23 protein-coding genes and 3 pseudogenes are annotated in these 25,835 nt (G+C 65.4%); 9 read left to right on the plus strand and 17 right to left on the minus strand.

Annotated elements, in window-relative coordinates; genetic code table 11:
• The first annotated feature begins 3 nt into the window (after nucleotides 1–3).
• The 4 genes from ALC15_RS10630 to ALC15_RS10645 are packed head-to-tail and all read left to right on the plus strand — an operon-like array spanning nucleotide 4 to nucleotide 2,913.
• Nucleotides 4–639: a CoA pyrophosphatase gene (locus tag ALC15_RS10630; protein WP_430649154.1), complete on the plus strand. Its 636-nt coding sequence runs from the start codon at nucleotides 4–6 to the stop codon at nucleotides 637–639.
• Nucleotides 636–899: a DUF6111 family protein gene (locus ALC15_RS10635; protein WP_050627205.1), complete on the plus strand. Its 264-nt coding sequence runs from the start codon at nucleotides 636–638 to the stop codon at nucleotides 897–899. The genes ALC15_RS10630 and ALC15_RS10635 overlap by 4 nt, the downstream gene beginning before the upstream one ends.
• Nucleotides 896–2,152 carry a CCA tRNA nucleotidyltransferase gene (locus ALC15_RS10640; RefSeq protein ID WP_050627206.1) on the plus strand — a complete coding sequence of 419 codons (1,257 nt, stop codon included), beginning with the start codon at nucleotides 896–898 and terminating at the stop codon, nucleotides 2,150–2,152. The genes ALC15_RS10635 and ALC15_RS10640 overlap by 4 nt, the downstream gene beginning before the upstream one ends.
• On the plus strand, nucleotides 2,149–2,913 hold the full coding sequence (locus ALC15_RS10645) for a TSUP family transporter (protein WP_050627207.1): 765 nt from the start codon (nucleotides 2,149–2,151) through the stop codon (nucleotides 2,911–2,913). The genes ALC15_RS10640 and ALC15_RS10645 overlap by 4 nt, the downstream gene beginning before the upstream one ends.
• A gap of 54 nt (nucleotides 2,914–2,967) precedes the next feature.
• Here the strand turns inward: ALC15_RS10645 and ALC15_RS10650 are convergent, their stop codons facing one another.
• The 6 genes from ALC15_RS10650 to ALC15_RS10675 all read right to left on the minus strand — a co-directional run bounded on the left by ALC15_RS10650 (nucleotide 2,968) and on the right by ALC15_RS10675 (nucleotide 6,559).
• The gene (locus ALC15_RS10650; protein WP_094193812.1) at nucleotides 2,968–3,213 is read right to left on the minus strand and encodes a DUF2158 domain-containing protein; all 246 of its coding nucleotides are present in this window, start codon (nucleotides 3,211–3,213) and stop codon (nucleotides 2,968–2,970) included.
• A gap of 131 nt (nucleotides 3,214–3,344) precedes the next feature.
• Nucleotides 3,345–4,085: an HAD family hydrolase gene (locus ALC15_RS10655; protein WP_050627209.1), complete on the minus strand. Its 741-nt coding sequence runs from the start codon at nucleotides 4,083–4,085 to the stop codon at nucleotides 3,345–3,347.
• The gene (gene hemF / locus ALC15_RS10660; protein ID WP_200914659.1) at nucleotides 4,076–4,972 is read right to left on the minus strand and encodes an oxygen-dependent coproporphyrinogen oxidase; all 897 of its coding nucleotides are present in this window, start codon (nucleotides 4,970–4,972) and stop codon (nucleotides 4,076–4,078) included. Before hemF ends, ALC15_RS10655 begins: the two co-directional genes overlap by 10 nt.
• Nucleotides 4,973–4,974: 2 nt before the next feature.
• The gene (locus ALC15_RS10665) at nucleotides 4,975–5,340 is read right to left on the minus strand and encodes a 6-pyruvoyl trahydropterin synthase family protein (protein WP_050627210.1); all 366 of its coding nucleotides are present in this window, start codon (nucleotides 5,338–5,340) and stop codon (nucleotides 4,975–4,977) included.
• A 90-nt stretch (nucleotides 5,341–5,430) separates the two neighbouring features.
• Nucleotides 5,431–6,063: a 7-carboxy-7-deazaguanine synthase gene (gene queE, locus ALC15_RS10670; RefSeq protein WP_050627246.1), complete on the minus strand. Its 633-nt coding sequence runs from the start codon at nucleotides 6,061–6,063 to the stop codon at nucleotides 5,431–5,433.
• A 10-nt stretch (nucleotides 6,064–6,073) separates the two neighbouring features.
• Complete coding sequence (locus ALC15_RS10675; protein WP_050627211.1) at nucleotides 6,074–6,559, minus strand: tRNA (cytidine(34)-2'-O)-methyltransferase; 486 nt, start codon at nucleotides 6,557–6,559, stop codon at nucleotides 6,074–6,076.
• 278 nt (nucleotides 6,560–6,837) lie between these two features.
• On the opposite strand from ALC15_RS10675, the pseudogene petA reads away from it, so the two are divergent.
• The 3 genes and pseudogenes from petA (at nucleotide 6,838) to ALC15_RS10690 (ending at nucleotide 10,400) form a co-directional block, all read left to right on the plus strand.
• Nucleotides 6,838–7,366: pseudogene (gene petA, locus ALC15_RS10680) on the plus strand (ubiquinol-cytochrome c reductase iron-sulfur subunit).
• Between the two features lie 225 nt (nucleotides 7,367–7,591).
• Nucleotides 7,592–9,509: pseudogene (locus tag ALC15_RS47150) on the plus strand (cytochrome c1).
• A gap of 216 nt (nucleotides 9,510–9,725) precedes the next feature.
• Complete coding sequence (locus tag ALC15_RS10690; RefSeq protein ID WP_050627212.1) at nucleotides 9,726–10,400, plus strand: dienelactone hydrolase family protein; 675 nt, start codon at nucleotides 9,726–9,728, stop codon at nucleotides 10,398–10,400.
• A gap of 151 nt (nucleotides 10,401–10,551) precedes the next feature.
• Here the strand turns inward: ALC15_RS10690 and ALC15_RS10695 are convergent, their stop codons facing one another.
• A complete protein-coding gene (locus ALC15_RS10695; protein ID WP_050627247.1) occupies nucleotides 10,552–11,550 on the minus strand; it encodes a VOC family protein in 999 nt (332 codons plus the stop codon).
• A 330-nt stretch (nucleotides 11,551–11,880) separates the two neighbouring features.
• Between ALC15_RS10695 and ALC15_RS10700 the strand changes: the two genes are divergently transcribed.
• Together ALC15_RS10700 and ALC15_RS10705 are read left to right on the plus strand one after the other, a co-directional pair.
• Entirely contained in the window at nucleotides 11,881–14,046 is a 2,166-nt protein-coding gene (locus ALC15_RS10700) for an anthranilate synthase component I (RefSeq protein WP_050627213.1), read from the plus strand.
• A 14-nt stretch (nucleotides 14,047–14,060) separates the two neighbouring features.
• On the plus strand, nucleotides 14,061–14,600 hold the full coding sequence (locus tag ALC15_RS10705; RefSeq protein WP_018273383.1) for an adenine phosphoribosyltransferase: 540 nt from the start codon (nucleotides 14,061–14,063) through the stop codon (nucleotides 14,598–14,600).
• Between the two features lie 150 nt (nucleotides 14,601–14,750).
• Here the strand turns inward: ALC15_RS10705 and ALC15_RS10710 are convergent, their stop codons facing one another.
• The 10 genes and pseudogenes from ALC15_RS10710 to ALC15_RS10755 all read right to left on the minus strand — a co-directional run bounded on the left by ALC15_RS10710 (nucleotide 14,751) and on the right by ALC15_RS10755 (nucleotide 25,757).
• Nucleotides 14,751–15,419, minus strand: coding sequence for a P-loop NTPase family protein (locus ALC15_RS10710; protein WP_050627214.1), 669 nt, complete (start codon nucleotides 15,417–15,419; stop codon nucleotides 14,751–14,753).
• 60 nt (nucleotides 15,420–15,479) lie between these two features.
• Nucleotides 15,480–16,223 carry a P-loop NTPase family protein gene (locus tag ALC15_RS10715; RefSeq protein WP_021076032.1) on the minus strand — a complete coding sequence of 248 codons (744 nt, stop codon included), beginning with the start codon at nucleotides 16,221–16,223 and terminating at the stop codon, nucleotides 15,480–15,482.
• 165 nt (nucleotides 16,224–16,388) lie between these two features.
• Nucleotides 16,389–17,627, minus strand: coding sequence for a M48 family metallopeptidase (locus ALC15_RS10720; RefSeq protein ID WP_050627215.1), 1,239 nt, complete (start codon nucleotides 17,625–17,627; stop codon nucleotides 16,389–16,391).
• Nucleotides 17,628–17,661: 34 nt separating this feature from the next.
• Nucleotides 17,662–18,222: a LemA family protein gene (locus ALC15_RS10725; protein WP_050627216.1), complete on the minus strand. Its 561-nt coding sequence runs from the start codon at nucleotides 18,220–18,222 to the stop codon at nucleotides 17,662–17,664.
• Between the two features lie 114 nt (nucleotides 18,223–18,336).
• Nucleotides 18,337–18,900, minus strand: coding sequence for a hypothetical protein (locus ALC15_RS10730; RefSeq protein ID WP_128089485.1), 564 nt, complete (start codon nucleotides 18,898–18,900; stop codon nucleotides 18,337–18,339).
• 170 nt (nucleotides 18,901–19,070) lie between these two features.
• Nucleotides 19,071–19,559 carry a hypothetical protein gene (locus tag ALC15_RS10735; RefSeq protein WP_050627218.1) on the minus strand — a complete coding sequence of 163 codons (489 nt, stop codon included), beginning with the start codon at nucleotides 19,557–19,559 and terminating at the stop codon, nucleotides 19,071–19,073.
• A gap of 14 nt (nucleotides 19,560–19,573) precedes the next feature.
• Nucleotides 19,574–20,541 (minus strand): annotated as a pseudogene (locus ALC15_RS10740) (small ribosomal subunit Rsm22 family protein).
• A gap of 146 nt (nucleotides 20,542–20,687) precedes the next feature.
• Entirely contained in the window at nucleotides 20,688–24,152 is a 3,465-nt protein-coding gene (gene smc, locus ALC15_RS10745; RefSeq protein ID WP_050627219.1) for a chromosome segregation protein SMC, read from the minus strand.
• Between the two features lie 345 nt (nucleotides 24,153–24,497).
• Nucleotides 24,498–25,154, minus strand: a complete 657-nt coding sequence (locus ALC15_RS10750; protein WP_050627248.1) for a DsbA family protein — start codon at nucleotides 25,152–25,154, stop codon at nucleotides 24,498–24,500.
• Nucleotides 25,155–25,277: 123 nt separating this feature from the next.
• Nucleotides 25,278–25,757 carry a DUF721 domain-containing protein gene (locus ALC15_RS10755; protein ID WP_050627220.1) on the minus strand — a complete coding sequence of 160 codons (480 nt, stop codon included), beginning with the start codon at nucleotides 25,755–25,757 and terminating at the stop codon, nucleotides 25,278–25,280.
• Nucleotides 25,758–25,835 lie beyond the last annotated feature (78 nt).

Below are 25,835 nucleotides of genomic sequence, written 5' to 3' on the forward strand. Positions count from 1 at the left end.
ACGATCAACTCGACGGAATTCTTCGCGCGGGCCCGCACGCGGCTCAGTTTCGAAGTGCCGCCGGGCCTGGTCGATCCGCATATCATTCCGCGCACAGGAGATTCCGGCAACGACCGGATGCTCGAGATCGTCGCGCAGGAGCAACCGGTGCGGCCGGCGGCGGTGCTGATCCCGGTGGTCGATCATCCCGAGCCGACCGTGCTCCTGACGCAGCGTTCGCCCAACCTCTCGAGCCACGCCGGCCAGATCTCGTTTCCCGGCGGCAAGATCGACGCCACCGATGCCTCGCCGCTCGATGCCGCGCTGCGCGAAGCCTGCGAAGAAGTCGGCTTGAAGCGGGAATTCATCGACCCTGTCGGCTATCTCGACCTCTATGGCACCGCGTTCGGCTTCCGTATCCTGCCGACGGTCGCCAAGGTGAAGCCGGGATTTGCCCTTGAGATCAACGAGGCCGAAGTCGTCGATGCGTTCGAAGTGCCGCTCGCTTTCCTGATGAACCCCGAGAATCATCAGATTCACACCAAGGAATTCCGCGGCATGGACCGCTCCTATTATGCGATGCCGTTCGCCGAGCGTTACATCTGGGGCGCGACCGCGGGTATCCTGCGCGTGCTGTATGAGCGGATCTATCTGTCATGATCCGCACGGTGTTGACCGAGATCGGAATCTTCCTGATCCCTTTCGCGGTTTATGCCATCTTCCTCATCACGACGCGGTCCGGCGTGACGCTGCCGGCGTCCTGGCCGCTCGACATGATCATGAAGCTGACGCTGGCGGCGCTGGTGATGGTCATCGTGAGCTTCGTGCTGCTCGCCGAATTGACCGGCGCGCCGCCGAACTCGACCTATGTTCCCGCTCACATCGAGAATGGCAGGCTGGTGCCGGGGGCTGAGAAATGAGCGAGGTGCGCTTGCTGTCCGACGCGCCATGGCTCGCTTCGGGGCCGGCGGCGCGGGTGCTCGGCCTGCTCAATGCCGACGGCGAGGAGGCGCGGGTGATCGGCGGCGCCGTACGCAACGCGCTGATGCAGATCCCGCTCGCCGACGTCGACATCGCCACCACCGCACTGCCGGAGGAGGTGATCCGCCGCGCCAAGCGGGCGGGCATCAAGAGCGTGCCGACCGGCATCGAGCACGGCACGGTGACGCTGGTCATCGACGGCCACCCTTTCGAAGTGACGACGCTGCGCGAGGACACCGAGACCTTCGGCCGCAAGGCCAAGGTGGCGTTCGGGCGCGACTGGGTGCGCGACGCCGAGCGGCGCGACTTCACCATCAACGGCCTGTCGGTCGATACCGCTGGCGTCGTGCATGATCACGTCGGCGGCCTCGCCGACATCGAGGCGCGGCGGGTGCGCTTCATCGGCGATCCCGCGCAGCGGATCGCCGAGGACTATTTGCGCATCCTGCGTTTCTTCCGCTTCCACGCCGCCTATGGCGCAGGCGAGGTCGATCGTGCCGGCTATCTCGCCTGCATCGGCGGCTGCAGCGGATTGCCCGGCCTGTCGGCCGAGCGCATCCGGATAGAGACGCTCAAGCTCGTGGTCGCGAACGGCGCCGCCGGTGCGGTGGTCGCGATGGCAGATGCCGGGTTGCTGCAGTTGGTGTTCGGCGGCGTTGCCTATACCGGGCCGCTCGCGGCGATGATCGAGATCGAGAGGCTGATGGGGCTCACGCCGAGCGCGATGCGCCGGCTCGCCGCGCTGACAGTCGCCGTGACCGAGGACGCGCGGCGTATCGCAAGCCGGCTGCGGCTCTCCAACGCCGAGGCCAAGGCGCTGGATTCGATGGGCCATCGCTGGTGGCGCCTGCCCGGCATGGACGAGGCGCATGCCAAGCGCAGGCTCTACCGGCTCGACGAGGAGCCGTATCGTGACCGCCTGCTATTGGCTTGGGCGCGCACCGGCGCGGACCGCGATGTCGATCAGTGGCGCGCACTCGCCACGTTACCGCAACGCTGGCGCGCGCCTCACTTTCCCTTGAGGGCGTCGGATTTCATCGCGCGCGGGATTGCCGAGGGACCGGCATTGGGGCATGTACTGACCTTGGCCGAGGATGCTTGGCTAGCCGCGGATTTCCCGCTCGATCCGCAGGTGCTGTCTGGCATCGCCGACCAGACCGTTTCCCGTTTCACCCGCGACCATCGGCTTTGAATTTCCTCTCCGGCTTCGCAGACATCTCGCTCCTTCAAATTCTGCTCGTCGCAGCCGTCGCCCTGTTTGCTTCCGTGATCGGAGGCCTCGCCGGCTACGGCACCGGCGCCTTGATGCCGCTGGTGCTGGTGCCGATGGTCGGTGCCGAGCCGGTCGTGCCGATCATCGCGATCTCGTCGATCTTCACCAACAGCAGCCGCTTCATCGCCTTTGTCAGATTCGCCGATCGCCGCAAGGCGATCATCGTGATCGCGGCGGCGCTATTCAGCACGGCGCTCGGCGCCTACGGCTACACGCGGCTGACCAGTGCGGGTGCTGCGCTGGTGATCGGGAGCATGCTGATCCTGAGCGTGCCGCTGCGGCGGCTGCTGCGCAAGCACAGCGTCAGGATCGGCGAGCGCGGCCTTGCGGCCGGTGCGGTCGGCTATGGCGTCGTGGTCGGCGGCACCGCGGGCTCCGGCGTCATCCTGCTGTCGCTGCTGATGGCGGCGGGCCTCGAGGGTGCCGCCGTGGTCGCGACCGATGCGGTGATCTCGCTCACGAGCGCCGCGGTCAAGATCTCGGTGTTCGGTCTGACCGGGGTTATCACCGCACAGGTGCTTGCGCTTGCACTCCTGATCGGCCTGGTCGCCATTCCCGGCGCATTCCTCGCCAAGGCTTTCGTGGAACGGATGCCGGTGCACATCCACGCCGCAATCCTCGATGCTGCCGTGATCACCGGCGGCGTGGTGATGATCACGAGCGCGCTGCGAGCATTCTGACGGGAAGCGGAAGCGATGCTGCCGGCACCTGCCGGGCAGCATCGCCTGAAAGACTCACGCGGCCTTGCGCTTCTTCTTGCGGTCGCCGTCGTTGTCCTCGTCGTCTTCTTCTTCCTCGTCGTCGTCCTCGTCTTCGTCGTCTTCCTCTTCATCGTCCTCAGGATCGAGCTCGGTGGATTCGAGGGCGACGAGCGGCAGGGTTTCGCGAAACAGATCGCCGTCCGTGCCCATCCACAGACACTCGACCTTGTCTTCCTCGACTTCGACGACCGTGATCGGATGGCCGCCGGATTTCAGCATGACGACATCGCCTGGTTTCAGTTCCATGATCTTCCCTCCGCGCTGGATGACGCGGACGGCAAGCTAGCGACCGGTGATGACAGTCAAATCACGGATCGCGGCGGCCTCGATGGAATAGACGTGGAAAACAGCTATTTGCGTGTGGCCGGAACCAGTTCGGTCAGCGAGCGGATGATGCGGTCCGGCTTGATCGTCGACTCCGGCGGCAATCCGACTCCGTGCACGTCCATCCAGATCGCATAGATGCCGAGCCGCTGCGGCGCCACGACTTCCCACTCGAGATTGTCGCCGATCATCCAGGTGTCGGCTGCGGTGACGCCGAGTGCCTGCATTGCGTGCAGGTAGGCGCGCTCCTCCGGCTTGCCGAAACCGTGCTCGCCCTCGATCTGGATGTGATCGAAGCGATGGCCAAGCGCGAAGCGTTCGACCTTGGCGCGCTGCATGTCGGCGGCGCCGTTGGTTACCAGCGCGAGCTTGATGCCGAGCGCCTTGAACGCATCGATCGCTTCATGCGCGCCGGGGAAGATGAACATCTCCTCCTCGCGATAGGCGGTGAAGCGATCGGCGATGCGGTCGGCGAGGTCGTCGGGCAGCGCGCGGTGGCCCGCCGCGGCCAGCTGAGCGAAGCCGCCCTTCACGGTGAGCCGGCGCGCCTCGCCGAGCTTGATCCGCCAGATCGGCTCGGCAGTCGACCAGAATTGCCGTGCAGAGGCCAACAACGCGGTTGCGACCATGTCCGGGGGCAGGGGCGCCAGCTCCGCGGCGAATTCAGTGGTGATCGCATTCCACGCGATCTCGGGACGTCCATAGGCCGACAGGATGGTGTCGTCCATGTCGATCAGCATCGCGCGCGGCAGCTTGGTCACGGCCATTTCACCTCCGGCGGCAGCGATGACAGGATCGAATCCACATTGCCGCCGGTCTTCAGGCCGAAGATGGTGCCGCGGTCATAGAGCAGGTTGAACTCGACATAGCGGCCGCGGCGGATCAGCTGCTCATCGCGATCCTCCGCGCTCCAGTCGGCCGCGAAATTGCGCCGCACCAGCTCGGGATAGATCTTCAGGAAGCTGCGCCCGACGTCCTGGGTGAAGGCGAGATCGGCCTCCCAGTCGCCGCTGTCATGCCAGTCGTAGAAGATGCCGCCGACGCCACGGGCTTCCTTGCGGTGCGGCAGATAGAAATAGTCGTCGCACCATTTCTTGTACTTGTCGTAGTCGGCCACGCCGTTCGGTCCGGTGCAGGCCGCCTTCATCGCGGCATGGAAGGCGACCGTGTCGGGGTCCTCCTGGGTGCGCCGCCGGTTCAGCACCGGCGTCAGATCGGCGCCGCCGCCGAACCAGGCCTTGGTGGTGACGACGAAGCGGGTGTTCATGTGCACGGCGGGCACGTTCGGATTGCGCAGATGGGCGATCAGCGAAATACCCGAGGCCCAGAACCTCGGATCATCCGCGGCGCCGGGAATCTGTGCGCGGAATTCGGGGGCGAACTCGCCATGCACGGTCGAGCAGTGCACGCCGACCTTCTCGAACAGCCGGCCCTTCATGATCGACATCACGCCGCCGCCGCCCGGCTTGCCAGTATGGTCGGTGCGATCCCAGGGGGTGCGCACGAACCGGCCCGCATCGCCGGGATAGAGCGTTGGGGAGGCGTCGTCCTCGAGCTTCTCGAAGGCCGCGCAGATGTCGTTGCGCAGGGTCTCGAACCAGCCGCGCGCACGCGCCTTGCGGTCTTCGATGATGGCGGGGTCTGTTGGCAGCATGACTAACCTTGCGGGCCGAAATAGGTGCAGCTCTCGTTGCAGCTGTCGCGATGGACGCTGACGCGGGTCAGCTTGCCCGCGTGCTGCAACCGCTCCCAGATGAAGCGCGAGAGATTTTCCAGCGTCGGGACACCGATCGCCTCGATCTTGTTGAGGAACTTGTGGTCGAGCGTCTTCTGCACCTCGGCCATGGCGCGTTCGAGCAGGCCGAGATCGACCACCATTCCGGTTTTCGGGTCCGGCGTGCCGCGCACGGTCACCTCGGCTCGAAACGAGTGGCCGTGGATCTCCTCGCTGGCGGCACCAAAGGTCGTTCCGGACAGCGCATGCGCAGCCTCGAACCGAAACGCTTTCGTCAATTCCCACATCTCGCTCAACAATCCAGTTCTGTCTCTAGTTTGGTCGCGTTTTCTTAATGCGAACCGGTACCCACTTCGCTTGAAAACGCTCCGGTTGGTTCATCTAATCCCGAGCGTCTTGTGCGTCTGCACGCTGAGGCGCCATTGCGGGTGCTTCAGGCAATAGGCGATCGCCCGCTCGGTGTTCTCGATCACGTCGGGGCCGTCCATCGGCTGCAGCGAGAAGCGCTCGAAGGCAAGCCCCGCAAAGTCCTCCGGCGCATTCTCCGGCTGCGGATAGACCAGCTTGAGCTCGTGTCCGCTGCGCACCACGAGTTCGGATGCGGCCTTGGGGCTCACGCAGATCCAGTCGAGCCCGTCGGGCGGGGCGATGGTGCCGTTGGTCTCGATCGCGATCGCAAAGCCGTGGCCGTGCAGGGCCTCGATCAGGGCGGTGTCGACCTGCAGCAGCGGCTCGCCGCCGGTCAGCACCACGTAGCGGTCGGCCTCGCCCCCGGTCCATTGCGCGGCAATGGTGCCGGCGAGCTCGGCCGCGTCGGCATAGCGGCCGCCGAGCGTGCCGTCGGTGCCGACGAAATCGGTGTCACAGAACCGGCAGACCGCCCCGGCGCGGTCCTGCTCGCGGCCGCTCCAGAGGTTGCAGCCGGCGAAGCGGCAGAACACGGAGGCGCGGCCCGCATGGGCGCCTTCGCCCTGCAGGGTGAGAAAGATCTCCTTGACCGCGTAGCTCACCAAAAATCCCTTAAGTTGCCGGACCGGCAATTTCTGAGCCGGCAAATCCTGAACCCGTCTGCCGCAGCGCCTCACCGACGGCCATGGCCGCCGTGACCGCCACATTGAGCGAACGCATGGTCGGCCTGATCGGAATCACCAGCCGCGCATCCGCGGCCGCGACCACCGCATCGGTCACCCCTGCCGTTTCGCGCCCGAACAGCAGCACATCGGAGGCCGCATACGCGAAATCAAGGTAGGATTTCGCCGCCTTGGTCGTGAACAGCACCAGCCGGCATCCTGCCTCGGCCCGCCATTCCTCGAATTTCGACCATGAGTCGTGACGCTTCAACCGCACATGGTCGAGATAGTCCATACCCGCCCGGCGGAAATTCCGGTCCGAGCTGTCGAATCCCGCCGGTTCGATGATATGGGCTGCCACGTCCAGGCAGGCGCAGAGGCGCAGAATCGTCCCTGTATTCTGGGGGATGTCGGGCTGGAACAGCGCGATCTGCATGGTGCGGACGACCTGTGAAATCCGGATGAAATTGTCTCAATAAAACATCGCTCGGCGCGGATTTCGTGCATTGCACGTGTGCGAGCCGATAGCGGGCTTGCGCTCGTCCGGCAAGGGTGCCAATAGAACGATTCTGGACTGCTGTTCCGCCATTTGGGGTGGGGAATAGCGGTTTTCTGCCGCCGCGGGGGCCGCGGGCGCCGGCAGCCTTTCTTGGGGCGCTTCCCAGCGTCTCTGGGGCGGTTCCACCGGCTGCAGAAAAGAAAGGGCTAGGAATCGTGACGACAGCGTCTTCGGCGGACCATCCGACACGCCGTGATTTTCTCTTTGTTGCAACCGGAGCTGCCGCCGTGGTCGGCGCAGCCGCCACTGTCTGGCCGCTGGTTGCCCAGATGAACCCGGATGCCGCGACGATCGCGGCCGGCGCGCCGATCCAGGTCGATCTGACCCCGATCGCCGAGGGCCAGGACATCAAGGTGTTCTGGCGCGGCAAGCCGATCTACATCAGCCACCGCACCAAGAAGCAGATCGAGGAGGCCCAGAAGGTGCCGCTCTCGAGCCTGCCCGATCCGCAGCCCGACTCGGCCCGCGTCAAGTCCGGCCACGACCAGTGGCTGGTCGTGATCGGCATCTGCACCCATCTCGGCTGTATCCCGATCGCCCATGAGGGCAATTACGACGCTTCTTCTGCCCCTGCCACGCTCCCAGTACGACTCCTCCGGTCGTATCCGCCAGGGGCCGGCGCCCGCCAACCTGGCGGTGCCGCCCTACGCCTTCCTTACCGACACCAAAATCCAGATCGGCTAAGTCCCGGACCCTCCGGGACTTCGGCTTCCCCTTGGACCCATCGCGTCGTTTTTCTTCTTCAGGATCGCATCAATGAGCGGACCATCTGATTTCCAACCGAGCAACCCCGCCTTGAAGTGGATCGAACGGCGCCTTCCGATCTTCGGCCTGATCCACTCCTCCTTCGTGGCCTATCCGACGCCGCGCAACCTGAACTACTGGTGGACCTTCGGCGCCATCCTTTCGATGATGCTGGCGCTGCAGATCCTGACCGGCGTGATCCTGGCGATGCACTACACGCCGCACGCCGACCTCGCCTTCAAGTCGGTCGAACTGATCGTCCGCGACGTCAATTACGGCTGGCTGCTGCGCAACATGCATGCCTGCGGCGCGTCGATGTTCTTCTTCGCGGTCTACATCCACATGTTCCGCGGCCTCTATTACGGGTCGTACAAGGAGCCGCGCGAGGTGCTGTGGATCCTCGGCGTCATCATCTACCTGCTGATGATGGCCACCGGCTTCATGGGCTACGTGCTGCCGTGGGGCCAGATGAGCTTCTGGGGCGCCACCGTCATCACCAACCTGTTCTCGGCCGTGCCGTATTTCGGCGAGAGCATCGTGACCCTGCTGTGGGGCGGCTATTCGGTCGGCAACCCGACGCTGAACCGCTTCTTCTCGCTGCACTACCTGCTGCCGTTCGTGATCGCCGGCGTGGTCGTGCTGCACATCTGGGCGCTGCACGTCGCGGGTCAGAACAACCCGGCCGGCGTCGAGGCCAAGACCGAGAAGGATACCGTGCCGTTCACGCCCTATGCGACCATCAAGGACGCGTTCGGTGTCTCGTGCTTCCTGATCTTCTTCGCCTGGTTCATCTTCTACATGCCGAACTATCTCGGCGACGCCGACAACTACATCCCGGCGAACCCCGGCGTGACCCCGGCGCACATCGTGCCTGAATGGTACTATCTGCCGTTCTACGCGATCCTGCGTTCGATCCCGAACAAGCTCGCCGGCGTCGTGGCGATGTTCTCGGCGATCATCATCCTGTGCTTCCTGCCCTGGCTCGACAGCGCACGGACCCGGTCGTCGAAGTACCGCCCGTTGGCCAAGCAGTTCTTCTGGATCTTCGTGGTGGTCTGCATCCTGCTCGGCTATCTCGGCTCGCAGCCGCCGGAAGGCATCTATGTGATCGCCGGCCGCATCCTGACCGTCTGCTACTTCGCCTACTTCCTGATCGTGCTGCCGCTGCTCGCCCGCATCGAGACGCCGCGCCCGGTGCCGAACTCGATCGCCGACGACGTGCTGGCGAAGAGCAAGGGCAGGGCCGCGACCGCAGCCTCGGTGATGCTCGCGATGGTGGTGGCCGGCAGCCTGCTGGTGGGCGGCACCCAGAACGCCAAGGCCGAGGAGGGCGGCAATGCGCCGCCGCAGCAGAAGTGGTCCTTTTCGGGCTGGTTCGGCACCTATGACCGCGGCTCGCTGCAGCGTGGCCTGAAGGTCTACAAGGAAGTCTGCTCGGCCTGCCACGGCCTGTCCTATGTCGCGTTCCGCAACCTCGCCGATGCCGGCGGCCCCGGCTATTCGCCGGCGCAGGCGGCTGCGTTCGCATCCGAGTACAAGATCAAGGACGGCCCGAACGACCAGGGCGAGATGTTCGACGTCCGGGCCGCCCTGCGGACTACTTCCCGTCGCCGTTCCCGAACGAGCAGGCCGCGCGCGCAGCCAATGGCGGCGCGGCGCCGCCCGATCTCTCGCTGATCACCAAGGCGCGGTCCTACAAGCGCGGCTTCCCGCAATTCGTGATCGACTTCTTCACGACCTATCAGGAGCAGGGTCCCGACTACGTCGACGCCATCCTGCAGGGCTTCGAGGAGAAGGTCCCGGCCGGCGTCACGATCCCCGAGGCTCGTACTACAACAAGTACTTCCCCGGTCACGCCATCAAGATGCCGAAGCCGCTGTCCGACGGTCAGGTGACCTTCGACGACGGCTCGCCGGCGACGGTCAAGCAGTACGCGCATGACGTCACCACCTTCCTGATGTGGGCCGCGGAGCCGCACATGGAAGAGCGCAAGCGGATCGGCATGCAGGTGTTCTTCTTCCTGGTCGTGTTCGCGATCCTGATGTACTTCACCAAGCGCAAGGTCTGGGCCGACGCCCACTGACCTCAGCTGTCGCGAGTTTGAAAAAGCCCCTTCGGGGGCTTTTTTGTTTCATGACGTCATTCCGGGATGGTGCGCTAGCACCAGACTCGGAATCTCGAGATTCCGGGCTCGATGCTGCCGGCATCGCGCCGGAATGACAGCCTCGTCAATTGCGTCCGCCACCGAGTACGGACAAGATGCCGGCCAATCAGCCGGCAAACATCTGCGGAGGAACTCATGGGTACCAGCATCAGCTTCAAGCGTCCGGACGGCAAGGAAGCGTCGGGCTATCTCGCCAATGCCGCGCGCGGCAACGCACCCGGCGTGGTCGTGATCCAGGAATGGTGGGGCCTGCAGGACCAGATCAAGGGCATGTGCGACCGCTTCGCGCGGGCCGGTTTCGATGCGCTGGCGCCCGATCTCTACAAGGGCAAGGTGGTGCCGTATCACGACACCGACGCGGCCGGCAAAGAGATGAACTCGCTCGACTTCATGGACGCCACCACGCAGACCGTGCGCGGCGCCGCGCAATATCTCGCCAAGAACGGCGCCAAGGTCGGCCTCACCGGCTTCTGCCTCGGCGGCGCAGTGACCATCATCGGCGCCACCAAGATCCCGGAATTGACCGCCGGTGTGGTGTTCTACGGCATTCCGCCGGAGCAGGCGGCCAAGCCTGCGGACGTGAGAATTCCGCTGCAGGGCCATTTTGCCACCAAGGACGACTGGTGCACGCCGGCGCTGGTCGACGGCTTCGAGAAGGCGATGAAGGCCGCCGGCAAATCGCTGGAGCTATACCGCTATGACGCCGACCACGGTTTCGGCAACGAGCAGCGCCTGTCGGTGCACGACCGGCAGTGCGCAGAGCTGGCGTGGGATCGGGCGACGGACTTTTTCAAGAAGCATCTGGGGTAAGCGCGCGATTGTCCGCAAACTCGCTGTCGTCCCGGCGAAAGCCGGGACCATACGCCGCGGCCGCGGTAATGGGCACATCGGCAGTCATCACGCCAAAACAACTACACCCTGTGGTTATGGGTCCCGGCTTTCGCCGGGACGACGTGGAGAGTTAGCTCTCCGCCTTGACCCCGTCCCACCACGGGCACGTCCCCGACATCAGCCTGAAATTGCCTTCCATCACCTGCACCGGCGCGCGCTTGCCCTCGGCGGCGGCACGCATCCGCATCTCGCGTGCGACCGCGCGGTCCTCCGGCGAGAGCCAGACGCGTTCGTGGCCCCACAGGCTCGGGCCGTCATACATCTCGAACGCCGTCCAGTTCGCAGGATCGATCTCGCGGCCGCCCCAGCCGCACTCGACCATGAAGGCTGACGGCGATTTGGCGTAGAACGACGTCATCAAATCATTGGTGTGACGGCCGAGCGTGACGTTGACCCGGTCTTCCTGCTGCGCGATGTCGTAGGCTTGGCCGACATCGTCGAGCGAGAACAGCTCCACCATCAAATGATGCATGCCGTTGCTGCCGGTCTCAATCAGCGCCAGCGAATGGTGGCGGGCGTTGACGTGGAAGAAATAGGCGCGGAACGGCTTTTCGATGTAGTCGCTGAGACCGAAGCCGAGCACGTCGACATAGAAGCTCATGACAGGGACGAGATTCTCGACCGTCAGCACCGCGTGGCCGAGGCCGAGTGCGCCGGTGCGGAAGCCGGAGATCGAGCGTCCCGGCTTGAACGGCGTGTCGTCGATCTCGGCGCCGTGAAACGCCTCGAGCCGGTTGCCGGCCGGATCCCGGAACGAGATCAGGCCGCGCACCCGCCGGCTATCTGCGAGCGCCTGCGGCTCCGATGTCACGGCGACGCCGGCGCGCTCCAGCCGCGCCGCCAGCGCGTCGAGATCAGCGGCATCCGCGACCTCCCAGCCGAAGAACCGCGTGCCTTCGCCCTGCGCACGGTCGATCACGATGCGCTGCTTGCGGTCGTCCATCCGAAACGCGAGCAGCGAGTTGCCGCGCTCGATCGCCTGCAGCCCGACCAGGCCGGTGCCGAATTGCCGCCAGTCGTCGAGCGCGTCGGAGCCGAAGCCGGCATATCCGAGACCCAAAATCGCCATCTGCGCCTCCGCCATCTGTCTGTTTTTTGGGCGGCTGATCGGCCGCCATTTCGGCAAATCCTACGCGGATTCCTGGCTCTTCAAACCCCGAATATGGCGTCCCAGGCTGGGGCAGGGGGGTGAGGCCATCCCTTGACACGGCCCGCGCCGGGTGGTGTGTAACGGCCATGAGCACCGTCGCCAGTCCATCCCGTCGTTGGTGGCCCACCTCCTCATAGGTGGCCGGTGCGTTTTCTTTTTTCACAAACGTCGAAGGTCGCCATCGCAGTGCGACGGTCCCTTCGTTTGTCCTGTGTGGCGCTCTCTTCCCAAGTCTCGTAAGAGGATCACATGAACAGGACAGTCTTCTCCCTGCCGGCCAAGAGCGAGTATCTGACCAATGGCGGCCTTGCCGTCGCGCGCGTGGTCGAACAGTTCACCGGCGGCGCCAATCGCCTCGATGATCTGATTGCGCTGCTCGACCGCCGCCGCGGCGTGGTGCTGTCCTCGGGCACGACGGTGCCGGGCCGCTACGAGAGCTTTGACCTCGGCTTCGCCGATCCGCCCCTGGTGCTGGAGACGTCAGGCACCGATTTTTCGCTGCAGGCACTGAACCCGCGCGGCGAGGTCCTGATCGCCTTCCTCGGCGACGTGCTGCGCGAGCCCTGCGTCGTGATCTCCGAGCGGAGCGCGACGAAGCTCTCCGGCCATATCGTCCGCGGCGAAGCGCCGGTCGAGGAAGACCAACGCACCCGCCGCGCCAGCGTGATGTCGCTGGTGCGCGACATGGTGGCGGCGTTCACCTCCAATGCCGATCCGCTGCTCGGCCTGTTCGGCGCCTTCGCCTACGATCTCGTGTTCCAGATCGAGGACCTCGTGCAGAAGCGCGCCCGCGAGGCCGACCAGCGCGACATCGTGCTCTACGTGCCGGACCGGCTGCTGGCCTATGACCGTGCCACCGGCCGCGGCGTGGCGCTGAATTACGAGTTCGCGTGGAAAGGCAAGTCCACCGCCGGCCAGTCGCATGAGACCGCGCCGAGCCTCTATGCCAAGACCGGGCGGCAAGGCTTTGCCGATCACGCGCCGGGCGAATACCAGGCGACGGTGGAAGTGGCGCGCGCGGCGTTTGCCCGCGGCGACCTGTTCGAAGCGGTGCCCGGGCAGCTGTTCGCCGAGCCGTGCGAGCGCTCGCCGGCTGAAGTGTTCCAGCGGCTCTGCCGCATCAACCCGTCGCCCTATGGCGCGCTGATGAATCTCGGCGACGGCGAGTTTCTGGTCTCGGCATCGCCCGAGATGTTCGTGCGCTCGGACGGCCGCCGGGTCGAGACCTGCCCGATCTCGGGCACCATCGCGCGCGGCTCGGATTCGATCGGCGATGCCGAGCAGATCCGCAAGCTGCTGAACTCGGAGAAGGACGAGTTCGAGCTCAACATGTGCACCGACGTCGACCGCAACGACAAGGCGCGCGTCTGCGTGCCCGGCACCATCAAGGTGCTGGCGCGGCGCCAGATCGAGACCTACTCAAAACTGTTCCACACCGTCGACCACGTCGAGGGCATGCTGCGGCCGGGCTTCGATTCGCTCGACGCCTTCCTGACCCATGCCTGGGCGGTCACCGTGACCGGCGCGCCGAAACTGTGGGCGATGCAGTTCGTCGAGGACCACGAGCGGTCGCCGCGGCGCTGGTACGCCGGCGCGATCGGCTGCGTCAATTTCGACGGCAGCATCAACACCGGCCTCACCATCCGCACCATCCGCATGAAGGACGGCCTCGCCGAGGTGCGGGTCGGCGCGACCTGCCTGTTCGACTCCGATCCCGCCGCGGAAGACCGCGAGTGCCAGGTCAAGGCGGCGGCGCTGTTTCAGGCGCTGCGCGGCGATCCGCCGAAGCCGCTGTCGGATTTCGCGCCCGACGCCACCGGCTCGGGCAAGAACGTGCTGCTGATCGATCATGACGACAGCTTCGTGCACATGCTGGCGGACTACTTCCGCCAGGTCGGCGCCAACGTCACCGTGGTCCGGCACATCCATGCCCAGGACATGCTCAAGAAGAAGGGCTGGGATCTGCTAGTGCTGTCGCCCGGGCCGGGTCGCCCGGAGGATTTCGGCATCGCCAAGACCATCGACACCGCGCTCGAGAAGAAGCTGCCGATCTTCGGCGTCTGCCTCGGCGTGCAGGCGATCGGCGAATATTTCGGCGGCGAGCTCGGCCAGCTTACCCAGCCCGCGCATGGCCGTCCGTCGCGCGTCCAGGTGCGTGGCGGCCGGCTGATGCACAACCTGCCCAATGAGATCGTGATCGGCCGCTACCACTCGCTCTATGTCGAGCGCGACAGCGTGCCCGAGGTGCTGGCGGTGACCGCGGCCACGGAAGACGGCGTCGCGATGGTGATCGAGCACAAGACCCTGCCGGTCGGCGGCGTGCAATTCCATCCGGAATCGCTGATGTCGCTCGGCAACGAGGTCGGCCTGCGTATTGTCGAGAATGCATTCCGGCTTGATCCGCCGGCCAATTGAGGATTGCGAGACCAATGACCTTCGACCACGACATCAAGGCGACCGTTCGCACCATCCCGGACTACCCGAAGAAGGGCATCCTGTTTCGCGACATCACGACGCTGCTCGCGGATGCCCGCGCCTTCCGCCGGGCGGTGGACGAGCTGGTGCATCCCTGGGCGGGCGCCAAGGTCGACAAGGTCGCAGGCATCGAGGCCCGCGGCTTCATCCTCGGCGGCGCGGTGGCGCATCAGCTCTCCGCCGGCTTCGTGCCGATCCGCAAGAAGGGCAAGCTGCCGCACACCACGGTGCGGATCGCCTATTCGCTTGAGTACGGCATCGACGAGATGGAGATGCATGCCGACGCTGTGCAGCCCGGCGAGCGCGTGATCCTGGTCGACGATCTGATCGCGACCGGCGGCACCGCGGAGGGCGCGGTGAAGCTGCTGCGCCAGATCGGCGCCAATGTGGTCGCGGCCTGCTTCATCGTCGATTTACCCGATCTCGGCGGCGCGGCGAAGCTGCGTGCGATGGACGTGCCGGTGCGCACGCTGATGGCGTTCGAGGGGCACTAGCGTCGCTCCCTCCACACGGTCGTCCCTGCGAAAGCAGGGACCCATAACCACGAATGCTGGTTGTGGGGAAATGCTGTGGCCCCAACTTTCGCCAAATGCGCAGCCGTGTTTATGGGTCCCGGCTCGCGCTTCGCTTGGCCGGGACGACGGCTAGCCCCGCTGCAGCAGCATGCTGAGCTCGAGATCCCGGAACGTGGTGTAATTCCGCCGGATCCACTGATGCAGCTCGGTCGATGAATCCTTCTCCTGGCGCAGATAGCCGGTGAAGGAGAAAGTCAGCCGGTCGATATAGGTCTTCAGGAACACCGGCAGCGCGCGGAAGCGTAGCACCCGGCTGGCGGTCATGACCGGCGACAGCTCGCCGCGCACCACGAATTCATTGTCGATGACGATCAGTGCGTTCGGCGGGATCAGGCCTTGCAGCATCTGGTAGCCGCGCACCGAGGCGCGGTCGGTGTCCGCAACGTACAGGATGACGGGCGAGACGCGTCGGCGCAGGGCCTCCTTCATCAGCCCGATCTCGTCGCACATTTTGAAGAATTCGTCGAAGGCGTGGTAGCCGAGGTCGATCACCTTGGCGATGCCGTCATTGACGATGACCCGGTCCATCAGCTGCATCTTGCCGTAGGTGTCGATCACGTCTGCGGTTTCCGTGATCCGCGGCAGGTAGTCGAGCAGCGACGGCTCCTTTAGGTTGATGTCGTAGCAGACCACGTCGCCGTTCTTGAGCAGCAGGAATTCCGCAAGCAGCCGCGCGATCAGCGTCTTGCCGACCTGCGGGCGGGGCGAGCAGATGATGTAGACGGGCGTGGATGACATCGCCCGCTATATCAGGCCAAATTTTCGCCTAATCCAGCCCCATCGCCGCCCCGGGCGCGACTATTTTTCGCCCTTGGCCGATTTGGCGCCGACCAGGTCGGTCAGCTTGATCCGGTCGTACTCGCTCCAGACGTTGGCGAGCCAATGCCGGACATAGCCGCGCAGCACGAACGAATAATTCGCGGCGTCGTCGTTGATGCCCTTGTTGGCGACGAATTTCAGGAACGGAACCGAGGACACCTCGACCTGCTCATAGGCCATTTCGTTGAGCTTGGGGATCGTAAGGTCGGTCGCGTCCTTGATGCGGTGGAAGTAGGAATTGTAGGTCGCCTGGTCCCACTGGAAGAACTGGGTGTCGTTGATGAAGTTCTTCACCAGGAAATATTTTGCGCCGCCCATGAAGCCGGCGGTCTCGGCGATCTCGTCCAGCGAAGCGATCGACGGGCCGAGGATATGGAACACGGCGAAGGTGATCTGGCCGGAGCGCGCCGCATCGAGGAAGCCGATGTCGCGCAGCGAGGCCAGCGCGGGCGACAACAGGCCGGCGCGGACGTCGATCACGGTGACCGCGGGACCCGAGTTCAGCGTATCGAATATCTTCATCTGGTCCGCGGTCGTCGTCATGTCGACGATCTCGGTGATGTCGGGATGGAAGCGCTTCAGCGTGCCGCGCGGCGACTCGGTGTCGAACGCCCGGGTCTGCACATTGTTGGCACTGAAATAGTCCAGGAGCGTCCGCGAGACGGTGGTCTTGCCGACCCCGCCCTTGTCAGCGCCCACCACGATCACAACCGGCTTTGCCATGGAAATCCCTTGAAAGCGCGCTCCCGACCGCGATGGCGATCGGCAAGTCCCCACACCTGCTTTGGGCGCGAACATGGCAGAAACAAGGGAGAATTCAATTCCTTAAGGCGCCCACAATCGGTTTGATGCGGATTTCCTTAATGGACTGAGTAGCCTAGCGGGCAATCAGCGGTGCCTGCCCCAGGGTCCCTGAAGCGGGCCTTGGAGAGGCCCGAATGGGCCCTGCGCGGGGCCCGCGCCCGGCAGCGGCGGCGGATTGCTCGGCTGCGCGGGCGGATCGCCCCACGGGCCATGGGTCACTGGCGGAGGCTGATCGCCCGGCCTGGACGGCCGGTCCTGCGTCTCCGTCTGGTCCGATGTCTCGTCAGGCAGTGCCAGCGGTCCGGGATCGCGGCCGCCGGCATATTTCACCAACGCATCGACCCGGGACTTCACCGACGGGTGGGTGGCGAACAGGTCGGCAAAGCCCTCGCGCGGATTGTCGACGCAGAGTTCCATCACCGCCGAGGTGGCGTCCGGCAGTTCGCCGCGGTTCTCGATCTTGCGCAGCGCCGAGATCATCGCATCGGGGTTCTTGGTCAGTTCGACCGAGCCGGCATCGGCGAGGAATTCGCGCGAGCGCGACAGCGCGAGCTTGACCACCTGCGACAGCAGCCAAGCCAGCACGATCAGCGCGACCGCGATGATGATGACAACAATCGCGCCGCCGCCCGAACCCTTGCTGTCGCGGTCCGAGGAGGATGACGACGATCGCGAGGATGATGACGACCAGCCGCCACCGCTGCCGCTCGAGTTCCACGACAGGTTCGTGAACAGGCGGAAGAACAGCTCGCCGAAGAAGCCGACCACGCCGGCGATGATCACCGCGATCACCATCAGCTGTACGTCGCCGTTCTTGATATGGGTGAGCTCGTGGCCAAGCACGGCCTCGATCTCCTGATCGTTCAGCGCCTTCAACAGACCGGTGGTGACCGTGATGGCGTATTGCCGCGGGTTGAGGCCGGTCGCGAACGCGTTCAGCGCCGGGCTGTCCATCACCTTCAGCTTCGGCATCGGGATGCCGCGCGAGATGCAGAGGTTTTCCAGCAGATTGTAGAGCCGCGGCTGCTGCTGCCGCGTCACGCTTTCGCCGCCGGTGACGGCGTCGATCATCTTCTGGTGGAAGAAATAGGCGATCACGATCCAGGCCACGGCCGCGATCGTCGCCCAGGGCAGGGCGGAGACCAGGTCGCGCGAGGCCCGCGTCAAATAATAGTCGACCGTGCGGCCGCTATCGATCATCACCTCGGCGACCAGCGCGCCGGCATAGACCAGCACGTAGATCAGCAGGAACAGGCCGGCGAGCAGCAGCATCGAACGAAACTTGTTCGATGCGATATGCGTATAGAGACCATAGGCGGCCATGACGGAGCAGCCTCTCGCCGGAGCGCGTTGCGCCTCAGAACTTCACGCTCGGTGCCGCCTCGACCTCCGTGCGGCTGGCGCCGAGGTCGAAGAAATCCTTGCGGGTGAAGCCGAACATGCCGGCGAATAAGGCGGCCGGCATCTGCTGGATGCCGGTGTTGTATTCCTGGACCGCGTTGTTGAAGAAGCGGCGGCTGGCTGCGATCTTGTTCTCGAGATCGGACAGCTCGGAGGCGAGCTGCTGGAAATTGGCGTTGGCCTTGAGGTCCGGATAGGCCTCCGACAGCGCGATCAGCCGGCCCAGCGCGCCGGAAAGCTGGTTCTCCGCCGCCGACACCTGGGCCGGACCCTGTGCCGACATCGCCGAGTTGCGCGCCTTGATGACGTCGTCGAGCGTGCCGCGCTCATGGGAGGCATAGCCCTTCACGGTCTCGACCAGGTTCGGGATCAGGTCGTGACGCTGCTTGAGTTGCACGTCGATGTCGGCAAACGCCTGGCTGACCCGCTGGCCGAGCGCGACCAGCCGGTTGTAGGCGCCGAACGCAAACAGCACGAGAAGGACGATGACGCCGATAACGATCCAGCTGGTCGACATGACAGGGCAACTCCTGATGGACGAGACGGCGGCACCGTAGCCCAAGATCGGGGCGCAGGGCAGCCCGCCGCGAAAAGGTGGGCACGCGTTGGTCGGCCGGTCCCCCTGATAGGTTCAATTCGAAGCCGGCCAGCGCTCGCCCGCGGGCGCCTGGCGGACGCCATCTTGCAGGGGGATTCCGGTCGCCGCAGACAATTCCGAGGCGAGCCAACTGGCTTCGTCCAGCGACCACGACTGCACCGGAATCCTGTGCCTGCCGCCCCGCTTGAAGTCGACGATCACGTCCGTGCGAGACCAGCTCCACTGGGCCACCGTATCCGTATACGTCATGATTCCGACTTCACTGCATTCGTCGAACGAGCAGTGTTCTATGACTTCGGTCCGCAGCACGACCCTCGTCCATCGTAGAACGAACGACCTGACGATCGTCATTTTCCGGTCATCCGGATCGATCCGGACGGCCGATTGCCTGACGATGCCGAGAGCGACGATGCAGCCGAGCAAGACGAGTACTGCAAATGTCCGGGTTTGACCTGCGGAAGGATCGATCGTCTTCCCAATGAGGATCGCGAGGGCGGAAACGGCGGAGGCGATAGTCCATAGCCCCCATCGTATGCCAATGCCGTCCGACACGAACACGATTGTCTTGGATGATCCGCTGGGCTCGTGCTGAGCCATGGCTACGTTCCGTTCAACCGGCTAACGGTGCGTCGGCAGGTTCCACAACTTGGCATTGCGGCAGGAGATGCTCAAGGACAAACGCGAATCTCAACCGGAGCTGGTCGGGATTGTTTCAAGTCGTCCGCGTGGGCTGCTCAACACCGGGTCGCCCTAGGGACGACAGCGCGTCAGAACTTGGTGTCGAGCCTCGGAATACCGGTGGCCTCGGACAGCAGGGAAGCCACCCTGCCGGCTTCCTGGATCGTTGGCTTTTTCAACGGGACTTCATGCCGCGTTCCATCCGCCAACTCGACATAGACTCCGTATGAAGGGTGGTCGTCGGTCCCATACTCGATCCTACCGAGCGCGCGGCACTGATCGAGCGGGCAGTCGGCTATCGTCTTGCTCCGTCGGGCGACGAACCGGCGAGAGACCTTAAACCTGCGCGTCCGTAGATCAAACTCGGTAATCGACTTGTAATATCCGATCGAGATGAACATGCATGCCAGCAACAGGCATACGATCACTGAGCCCTTGGCCTCGGTCGATCCGACGCTGGCTGCGATAGTGGGAATGGCAATCAAGGCTGCTGAAAGAATCCAGGCCGTCGCCGATCGACCTCTTTCAAATGTCAGAGCCGTCCCGAGCTGTTCGTTGGACGAGGCGTGATCGGTCATGGCGCGACGATACACTAACCTGCAGTTGCGCCCCAGCGCCAGCGCCGGGCGCGGGCGTAATCGGCCTTGGCGCGGCGGGGGACCTTGGCGACGGCGACGCCCTCGGGCGTGCAGAGCTTGGCCGCAATCTCGACCTTGCCGACATCCGGCTGCGCCAGCACGCGCGATGGCCTGTTCTCGACGCGCGCCCGTGTCAGCGCGACATAGGCGAAGCGCTCGTCCTCGAACGGGGCGTCGGCGCCCTTGATCTGCTTGTGCGCGCGCGAGCGTTGCAGGCGTTGCGAGAAATGGCACCAGTCGGGCGCGACCAGTGGGCAGGCGCCGTCATGCGGGCAGGGGGCTGTGACATGCGCGCCGGCGGCGATCAATCGGGCACGGAGTGCGATGATCCGCGCATAGCCCGCCGGTGTGCCGGGCTCGACGACCAGCAGGGTATCCCTGGTTTTCTCCCACATCACATCGGTGAGGGCGTCGCGCTCGGCATCATTGAGCTCGTTGATGACGTAGCTCGCGATCACGAGGTCAGCGGCCTCGGCATGCGCCGCATAAATGCGGGCCTGGCCGAGCTCATAGGTGATGCGGCGCAGGCGGTCACTCCGGCGCGTGAGGTCGAGCGCCAGCGTCCGCAGGGCCTCATTGGAATCGAGCAGAGTGAACGCCTGCAACGACGGGAAGGCTTCCGCGGCCGCCCAGCTTGCCGTCCCCGGCCCGGCGCCGACATCGAGCAGGCTCGTGGGCGCGAAATCCGGCCTGATTTCGGAGAGTGAATTGAGGCTCGCCACCACGGCGGCATAGGTCGCCGGCATCCGCGCCACGGCGTAGGCCAGCGCATCGGTCTCGGTCTTGATCGTCGAGGAGCCGCCGCCTTCGCGATAGGTCTGCGAGATGATGGCCGCACGGCCGGCGGCGTCGCTGCGTGACAGGCCTTCGAGCCGGGCGTGAGGGAGGCTTTGAGTTCGGCAGGCAGGTCGGGTGAGGTCATGCGCCGTACCATCCCATGTCATTGCGAGCGGAGCGAAGCAATCCATATCGCCGCTTGCGGAAGCATGGATTGCTTCGTCGCTATCGCTCCTCGCAATGACGAGGCCGAAAGGCCTCGCCTCAAATCCGAGGTGTTCTGACGCAGCCTTACGCCACGTTCTGGTCGAGGATGTCGACCGCGCCCTGCAGGTCGACCGACACCAGCTGGGACACGCCGCGCTCGGCCATGGTGACGCCGAACAGCCGGTTCATCCGCGCCATCGTGATCGGATTGTGCGTGATGATGATGAAGCGCGTGTCGGTCGAGCCGGTCATTTCGTGCAGCAGGCTGCAGAACCGTTCGACGTTGTGGTCGTCGAGCGGCGCATCGACTTCGTCCAGCACGCAGATCGGCGACGGGTTGGTGAGGAACACCGCGAAGATCAGCGAGAGCGCGGTCAGCGCCTGCTCGCCGCCCGAGAGCAGCGACAGCGTCTGCGGCTTCTTGCCGGGCGGCTTGGCGATGATCTCGAGGCCGGCTTCGAGCGGATCATCGCTCTCGATCAGGTGCAGCGCGGCTTCGCCGCCGCCGAACAGCTCGGTGAACAGCCGCTTGAAGTGGTTGTTGACGGTCTCGAACGAGGTCAGCAGGCGCTCGCGGGCTTCGCGGTTGAGGCTCTGGATGCCCTGGCGCAGCCGCTTGATCGCCTCGACGAGGTCGTCGCGTTCGGTGGTCAGCGCGGTGTGCTGGGTCTCGACTTCCTTCAACTCTTCCTCGGCGCGCAGATTGACGGCGCCGAGCCGTTCGCGGTCGCGCCGTAGCTTTTCGAGCTCTTCCTCGACCTGGCCGACCGGTGGCAGCTCCGCGCCCGGCTCGATCTCGGCCATGCCGACGACGGCGCTGGGCTCGACCTCGAGCATGTCGTGGATCTCGCGCTCGATGTCGGCGAGGCGGCGGCGGGTGCCTTCCATGCGCTCCTCGGCGCGCGCGGTGGCTTCGCGGGACGACGACAGCGCTTCGAGTGTGGCCTTGGCGACGCGGTCGGTTTCCGCCATCGCGGCTTCGGCGGTCGCCAGCGCGTCGGCGGCGATGCGGCGATCGCCCTCGGCGTGCTCGATCTCCGTGATCAGCGCGCTGCGCTTCTCGGCGAACACCTCCGGTGCATTGGCGAGTTCCTCGCGTTCGATCGACACCTCGGCGATGCGCGCCTCGATGGTCCCGACCTGCGAGGCGGCGCTGGTCTTGCGGTTCTGCCACTCGTTGCGTTCGGCGAGGATCGCCTGCACGCGGCGGTCGGCGAGCTCGGCTTCGCGGGCCAGCGCCTGCGCCTCGGCGCGGACCTGCGCCGCGGCACGGCGCTGATTGTCGATCTCGGCGCGCACCGCGGCGAGCTGGGCCTCGGTCTCGACGCCAGGCGGCAATTCGGCCAGCGCGGCAGCCGCGCTCTCATGCGCGGCTTCGGCCTCGGCGCGGTCGGCCGCGACGCGGCTGTGCGCCTCGGTCAGCGCCGATTTGCGGGCGGCGTGGCGGTTGATCTCGCGCTCGGTCGCGGCATGGCGCTCGCGCGCGGCATCGGTCTCGCGGCGGGCGGCGCGTACGGCCTCACGCGAGGCGCCCTCGGCGGCGGACGCCGAGCGCAGTTCTTCCTCAGCGGTCTCCAGCGCCTGGCGCTTGGCGGCGGCATCGATGCGGGCCTGTTCCAGCTCATGCTCGATATCGACCAGGCGGGCGCGCTCGGCGAGGCGGCGCGCGGCGCCGGTCGGAGCGTGCGCGTCGGCGACAAAGCCGTCCCAGCGCCAGACGTCGCCTTCGAGCGACACCAGCCGCTGGCCGGTCTTCAGCTGCGAGACCAGTGCGGCGCCGCGCTCCTTGGCGACGACACCGATCTGGGCCAGGCGGCGCGCCAGTTCCGGCGGCGCCTGGACATGATCGGCCAGCCGCTCGACACCGTCAGGCAGCGAGGGATCGCCCGAGGATTCGCCGACATTGGTCCAGCGCATCGGCGCGGAGGAATCCACGGGAGCATCGAGGTCGTCGCCGAGCACGGCGCCGATCGCCTTCTCATAGCCCTTGGCGACCGTGATGCCGTCGATGATCGGCGGCCACAGATTCTTGGTCTCGCTGGTGACGAGCTTGGAGATGGTGCGGGCTTCGGTCTCGAGCCGCTGCACGCGCTTCTCCGCTTCAGCGAGCGGATTGCGGGAGGCTTCCAGCGTCTGCCGTGCGGCGGCGTGGTGCGCCTCGCTCTCCTGCACCGCCGCCTCGGATTCGGCGAGGGTCTGCTGCGCCATTTCCATCGCGGCGGCGAGCGCGTCGATGTCGCCGAGATTGCCGGTTTCCTGCGCGAGCTTGGATTCCTCGGCCTGGACGTTGGCGATTTCCTGATCGAGCCGCGCCAGCCGGTCGCGATGCGTGCGCACGCCGGCCTCGAGCTGGTTGCGCTTCGCCGTGAGATCGGCGAGCTGCGTGGTCAGCTCGGAGAACTGGCGCTCGGTCGCGGCCAGGATCTCTTCGGCCTCGGAGACGCGCTCGTCGACGCCGGAGCGCTTCTCGACCCGCGACTTGATCTCTTCCTTCAGCTCGGCGTCTTCGGTGTCGAGCCGCTGCAATGCGATGTCGGCGTCCGAAGTCTGCTGCTGCTCGCGCGCGATGTCCTGGGCGAACTGGGTGAGGCGGCGATCGAGCTCGCCGACGCGCTCCTTGGCGCGCTGCTCCTCGCGGTCGAGCATCTCGCGCGCATTGGTCAGGCGCTGCAGGCCGGCGGCGGCGCGCGCCTCGGCGTCGCGCAGCGCGGGCAGCTCGGTGGCGCGGATCGCCTGGATGCGCGCGGCTTCCGCCTGATGCTGGGTGCGCTCGGCCATCTCACGCACGGCAAGATCGTGGGTGCGCGCGGCGTCGTTGACGTCGGCGTTGGCCTCGATCCAGCGCAGATGGAACAGCATCGCCTCGGACTTGCGCACCTTGGCCGCGACCTCGCGGTAGCGGATCGCCTGGCGCGCCTGCTTCTTCAGGCCTTCCATCTGGCCGGTGAGCTGGCCGATCACGTCCTCGACGCGGGTCAGGTTGGTTTCGGCCGCCTTGAGTCGCAGTTCCGCCTCATGACGGCGGGCGTGCAGGCCGGCGACGCCGGCGGCGTCTTCCAGCACGCGGCGGCGCTGCTCCGGCTTGGCCTGGATGATCTCGCCGATCTTGCCCTGGTGGACGAGGGCCGGCGAACGCGCGCCGGTGGCGGCGTCGGCGAACAGGATCTGCACGTCGCGGGCGCGCACGTCGCGGCCGTTGATGCGGTAGACCGAGCCGGCCTCGCGCTCGATGCGGCGGGAAATTTCGAGCAGCTGGCTGTCGTTCATCGCAGCCGGCGCCGAGCGATCGGAATTGTCGATCGTCATCACGACTTCGGCGTGGTTGCGCGCCGGACGGTTGCCGGAACCGGCGAAGATCACCGCATCCATGTCGGCGGCGCGCAGCGACTTGTGCGAGGTCTCGCCCATCGCCCAGCGCAGCGCCTCGACGAGATTGGATTTGCCGCAGCCGTTCGGTCCGACGACGCCGGTCAGGCCCGGCTCGATCATGAAATCGGTGGGTTCAACGAACGACTTGAAACCGTGCAGGCGGAGGCGCGTGAGCTTCATGTACACAAATCTCGTTTGGCCGGGCGCGAATCTCCCTGCCGTGACAATACCATGGATGGCAATGTCGGTGTCTGGGGTGAATAGCTGCGTGCAGCTCTCATGAGCGGCGACAATGGCGATGCCGGTGCGTCAGGGCAACCGCTTGACCAAGCTTTTCCCAAGGGATTTGCGAGGGATTTGCAGGGGTTTTATGGCCCTTGCATGTCCTCGGAGATTCGCATCGGGCGAATCAGGTTTTCAACAACGAAATAATGCGACGGCTGCAGGCCGTGATCGCAAGTCATCCACAATTATCGTGCCCGACTCAAACTCGGGCACGACGATGTCAGGCTCGATGGGGCGCGATCAGCTCTTCAGCAGCGGATCGATGTGCTTGCTGAATTCCTCGAACGAGGTCTCGCCCTTCAGCATCTCGCCGTTGATGAAGAAGGTCGGCGTCGAGTTCACCTTCAGCACGTCGTTGGCGTATTTCTGGTCGGCGGCGATCTTGTCGAGCAGCTTCTGATCCTTCAGGCAGTCCTCGACCTGCTGTTGGCTGAGGCCGGCCTGCTTGCCGATCCGGGTCAGCGTCTCGGTGGTGTTCTTGACCACCCAGTCGTTCTGCTGACGGAACAAGAGGTCGATCACGGCGAAGAACTTCGGCGCGTCGTCCTTGGCGATGCAGCGCGCCAGCATCGAGCCGGCGGCGGCCTTGATGTCGAGCGGAAATTCGCGGAACACGTAACGGACCTTGCCGCTGTCGATGTAGGTCGACTTGATCTTCGGGAACACGGTCTCGTTGAAGTTGGCGCAGTGCGGGCAGGTCATCGAGGCGTATTCGACGATGGTCACCTTGGCGTCCTGCGGGCCGAGCCCCATGTCCGGCAGCGACTGCGGCTTGGCGACCTCGGCGGCGGTCTGTGCGAAAGCCGACGAGATCAGGCGCAGCGGCGACAGCCCGGCGAGGGCGGCCAGGCCAGTCAGCGAGAGAGCGGTGGTGAAGGCACGGCGCGTGATGATCAAGGTCAGCTCCCGGATTGGCGCATTCACGCCACAATGAAGGGGGTCCCGAAAAAGAAGCCTTCGCTAGCTTGAAACGGCCATTGTGGCAATGCCGGGGTCTCGCGGCCGTGCCGCCGAAAAGCGTCAATTTCGCTTGATCGAGGCACCCAGCCGGGCCAGCGCCGCGCGCAGATCGTCGTCCTCCACGGCTGCAAGGTTGGCCGCCTCCCGGGCGACGGTTTTCGGGTCGGGCGGGCGCGGTCGCGCCGGGCGGCCGCGGCGCGAGAGGGGCGCCTGCCGGATCGTCAGGCGGCCGACCGCATGCCAGCCGAAGAAGCGGTTCACCCGTTCCAGAATCACGTCGGAGGAGTGCTGGATCTCCAGCGCCATCGGACCTTCGACCCGCAACACCAGCGTCGCCGGCTCCTGGGGCTGCCCTTCGACGGGGCGCGGCCACTGTATCTTCATGGGCTCGCAATAGGGCGCGATCCGCTCGCCCGCGATCTCGGTCCAGCGCGTCACCAATTCGCGCGCGGCAAAGCCCTGCTTGGCATAGGCGTCCTTGAAGACGTCGTTAAGCAGGATCGATAAGGGCTTTGCGCTGATCGGGCCGGGTTTGGACATGGGAAGGGTTATAGCAGCGGCGGTGATGTGGCCGAAACAATGTTCATCATTGTGGCCGCGTTTCCGTGCCAGAAAAGA

This window comes from Bradyrhizobium viridifuturi, from assembly GCF_001238275.1.
In the GTDB taxonomy this organism is placed as follows: Bacteria; Pseudomonadota; Alphaproteobacteria; order Rhizobiales; family Xanthobacteraceae; genus Bradyrhizobium; species Bradyrhizobium viridifuturi.

Bases quoted from the DNA above. Each gene is read 5' to 3' on its own strand.
- ALC15_RS10635 (WP_050627205.1), top strand. From the start codon at position 636: ATGATCCGCACGGTGTTGACCGAGATCGGAATCTTCCTGATCCCTTTC.
- ALC15_RS10640 (WP_050627206.1), top strand. From the start codon at position 896: ATGAGCGAGGTGCGCTTGCTGTCCGACGCGCCATGGCTCGCTTCGGGG.
- ALC15_RS10650 (WP_094193812.1), bottom strand. From the start codon at position 3,213: ATGCTGAAATCCGGCGGCCATCCGATCACGGTCGTCGAAGTCGAGGAA.
- ALC15_RS10655 (WP_050627209.1), bottom strand. From the start codon at position 4,085: ATGGCCGTGACCAAGCTGCCGCGCGCGATGCTGATCGACATGGACGAC.
- hemF (WP_200914659.1), bottom strand. From the start codon at position 4,972: ATGCTGCCAACAGACCCCGCCATCATCGAAGACCGCAAGGCGCGTGCG.
- ALC15_RS10665 (WP_050627210.1), bottom strand. From the start codon at position 5,340: ATGTGGGAATTGACGAAAGCGTTTCGGTTCGAGGCTGCGCATGCGCTG.
- ALC15_RS10675 (WP_050627211.1), bottom strand. From the start codon at position 6,559: ATGCAGATCGCGCTGTTCCAGCCCGACATCCCCCAGAATACAGGGACG.
- ALC15_RS10690 (WP_050627212.1), top strand. From the start codon at position 9,726: ATGGGTACCAGCATCAGCTTCAAGCGTCCGGACGGCAAGGAAGCGTCG.
- ALC15_RS10695 (WP_050627247.1), bottom strand. From the start codon at position 11,550: ATGGCGATTTTGGGTCTCGGATATGCCGGCTTCGGCTCCGACGCGCTC.
- ALC15_RS10700 (WP_050627213.1), top strand. From the start codon at position 11,881: ATGAACAGGACAGTCTTCTCCCTGCCGGCCAAGAGCGAGTATCTGACC.
- ALC15_RS10705 (WP_018273383.1), top strand. From the start codon at position 14,061: ATGACCTTCGACCACGACATCAAGGCGACCGTTCGCACCATCCCGGAC.
- ALC15_RS10710 (WP_050627214.1), bottom strand. From the start codon at position 15,419: ATGTCATCCACGCCCGTCTACATCATCTGCTCGCCCCGCCCGCAGGTC.
- ALC15_RS10715 (WP_021076032.1), bottom strand. From the start codon at position 16,223: ATGGCAAAGCCGGTTGTGATCGTGGTGGGCGCTGACAAGGGCGGGGTC.
- ALC15_RS10720 (WP_050627215.1), bottom strand. From the start codon at position 17,627: ATGGCCGCCTATGGTCTCTATACGCATATCGCATCGAACAAGTTTCGT.
- ALC15_RS10725 (WP_050627216.1), bottom strand. From the start codon at position 18,222: ATGTCGACCAGCTGGATCGTTATCGGCGTCATCGTCCTTCTCGTGCTG.
- ALC15_RS10730 (WP_128089485.1), bottom strand. From the start codon at position 18,900: ATGGCTCAGCACGAGCCCAGCGGATCATCCAAGACAATCGTGTTCGTG.
- ALC15_RS10735 (WP_050627218.1), bottom strand. From the start codon at position 19,559: ATGACCGATCACGCCTCGTCCAACGAACAGCTCGGGACGGCTCTGACA.
- smc (WP_050627219.1), bottom strand. From the start codon at position 24,152: ATGAAGCTCACGCGCCTCCGCCTGCACGGTTTCAAGTCGTTCGTTGAA.
- ALC15_RS10755 (WP_050627220.1), bottom strand. From the start codon at position 25,757: ATGTCCAAACCCGGCCCGATCAGCGCAAAGCCCTTATCGATCCTGCTT.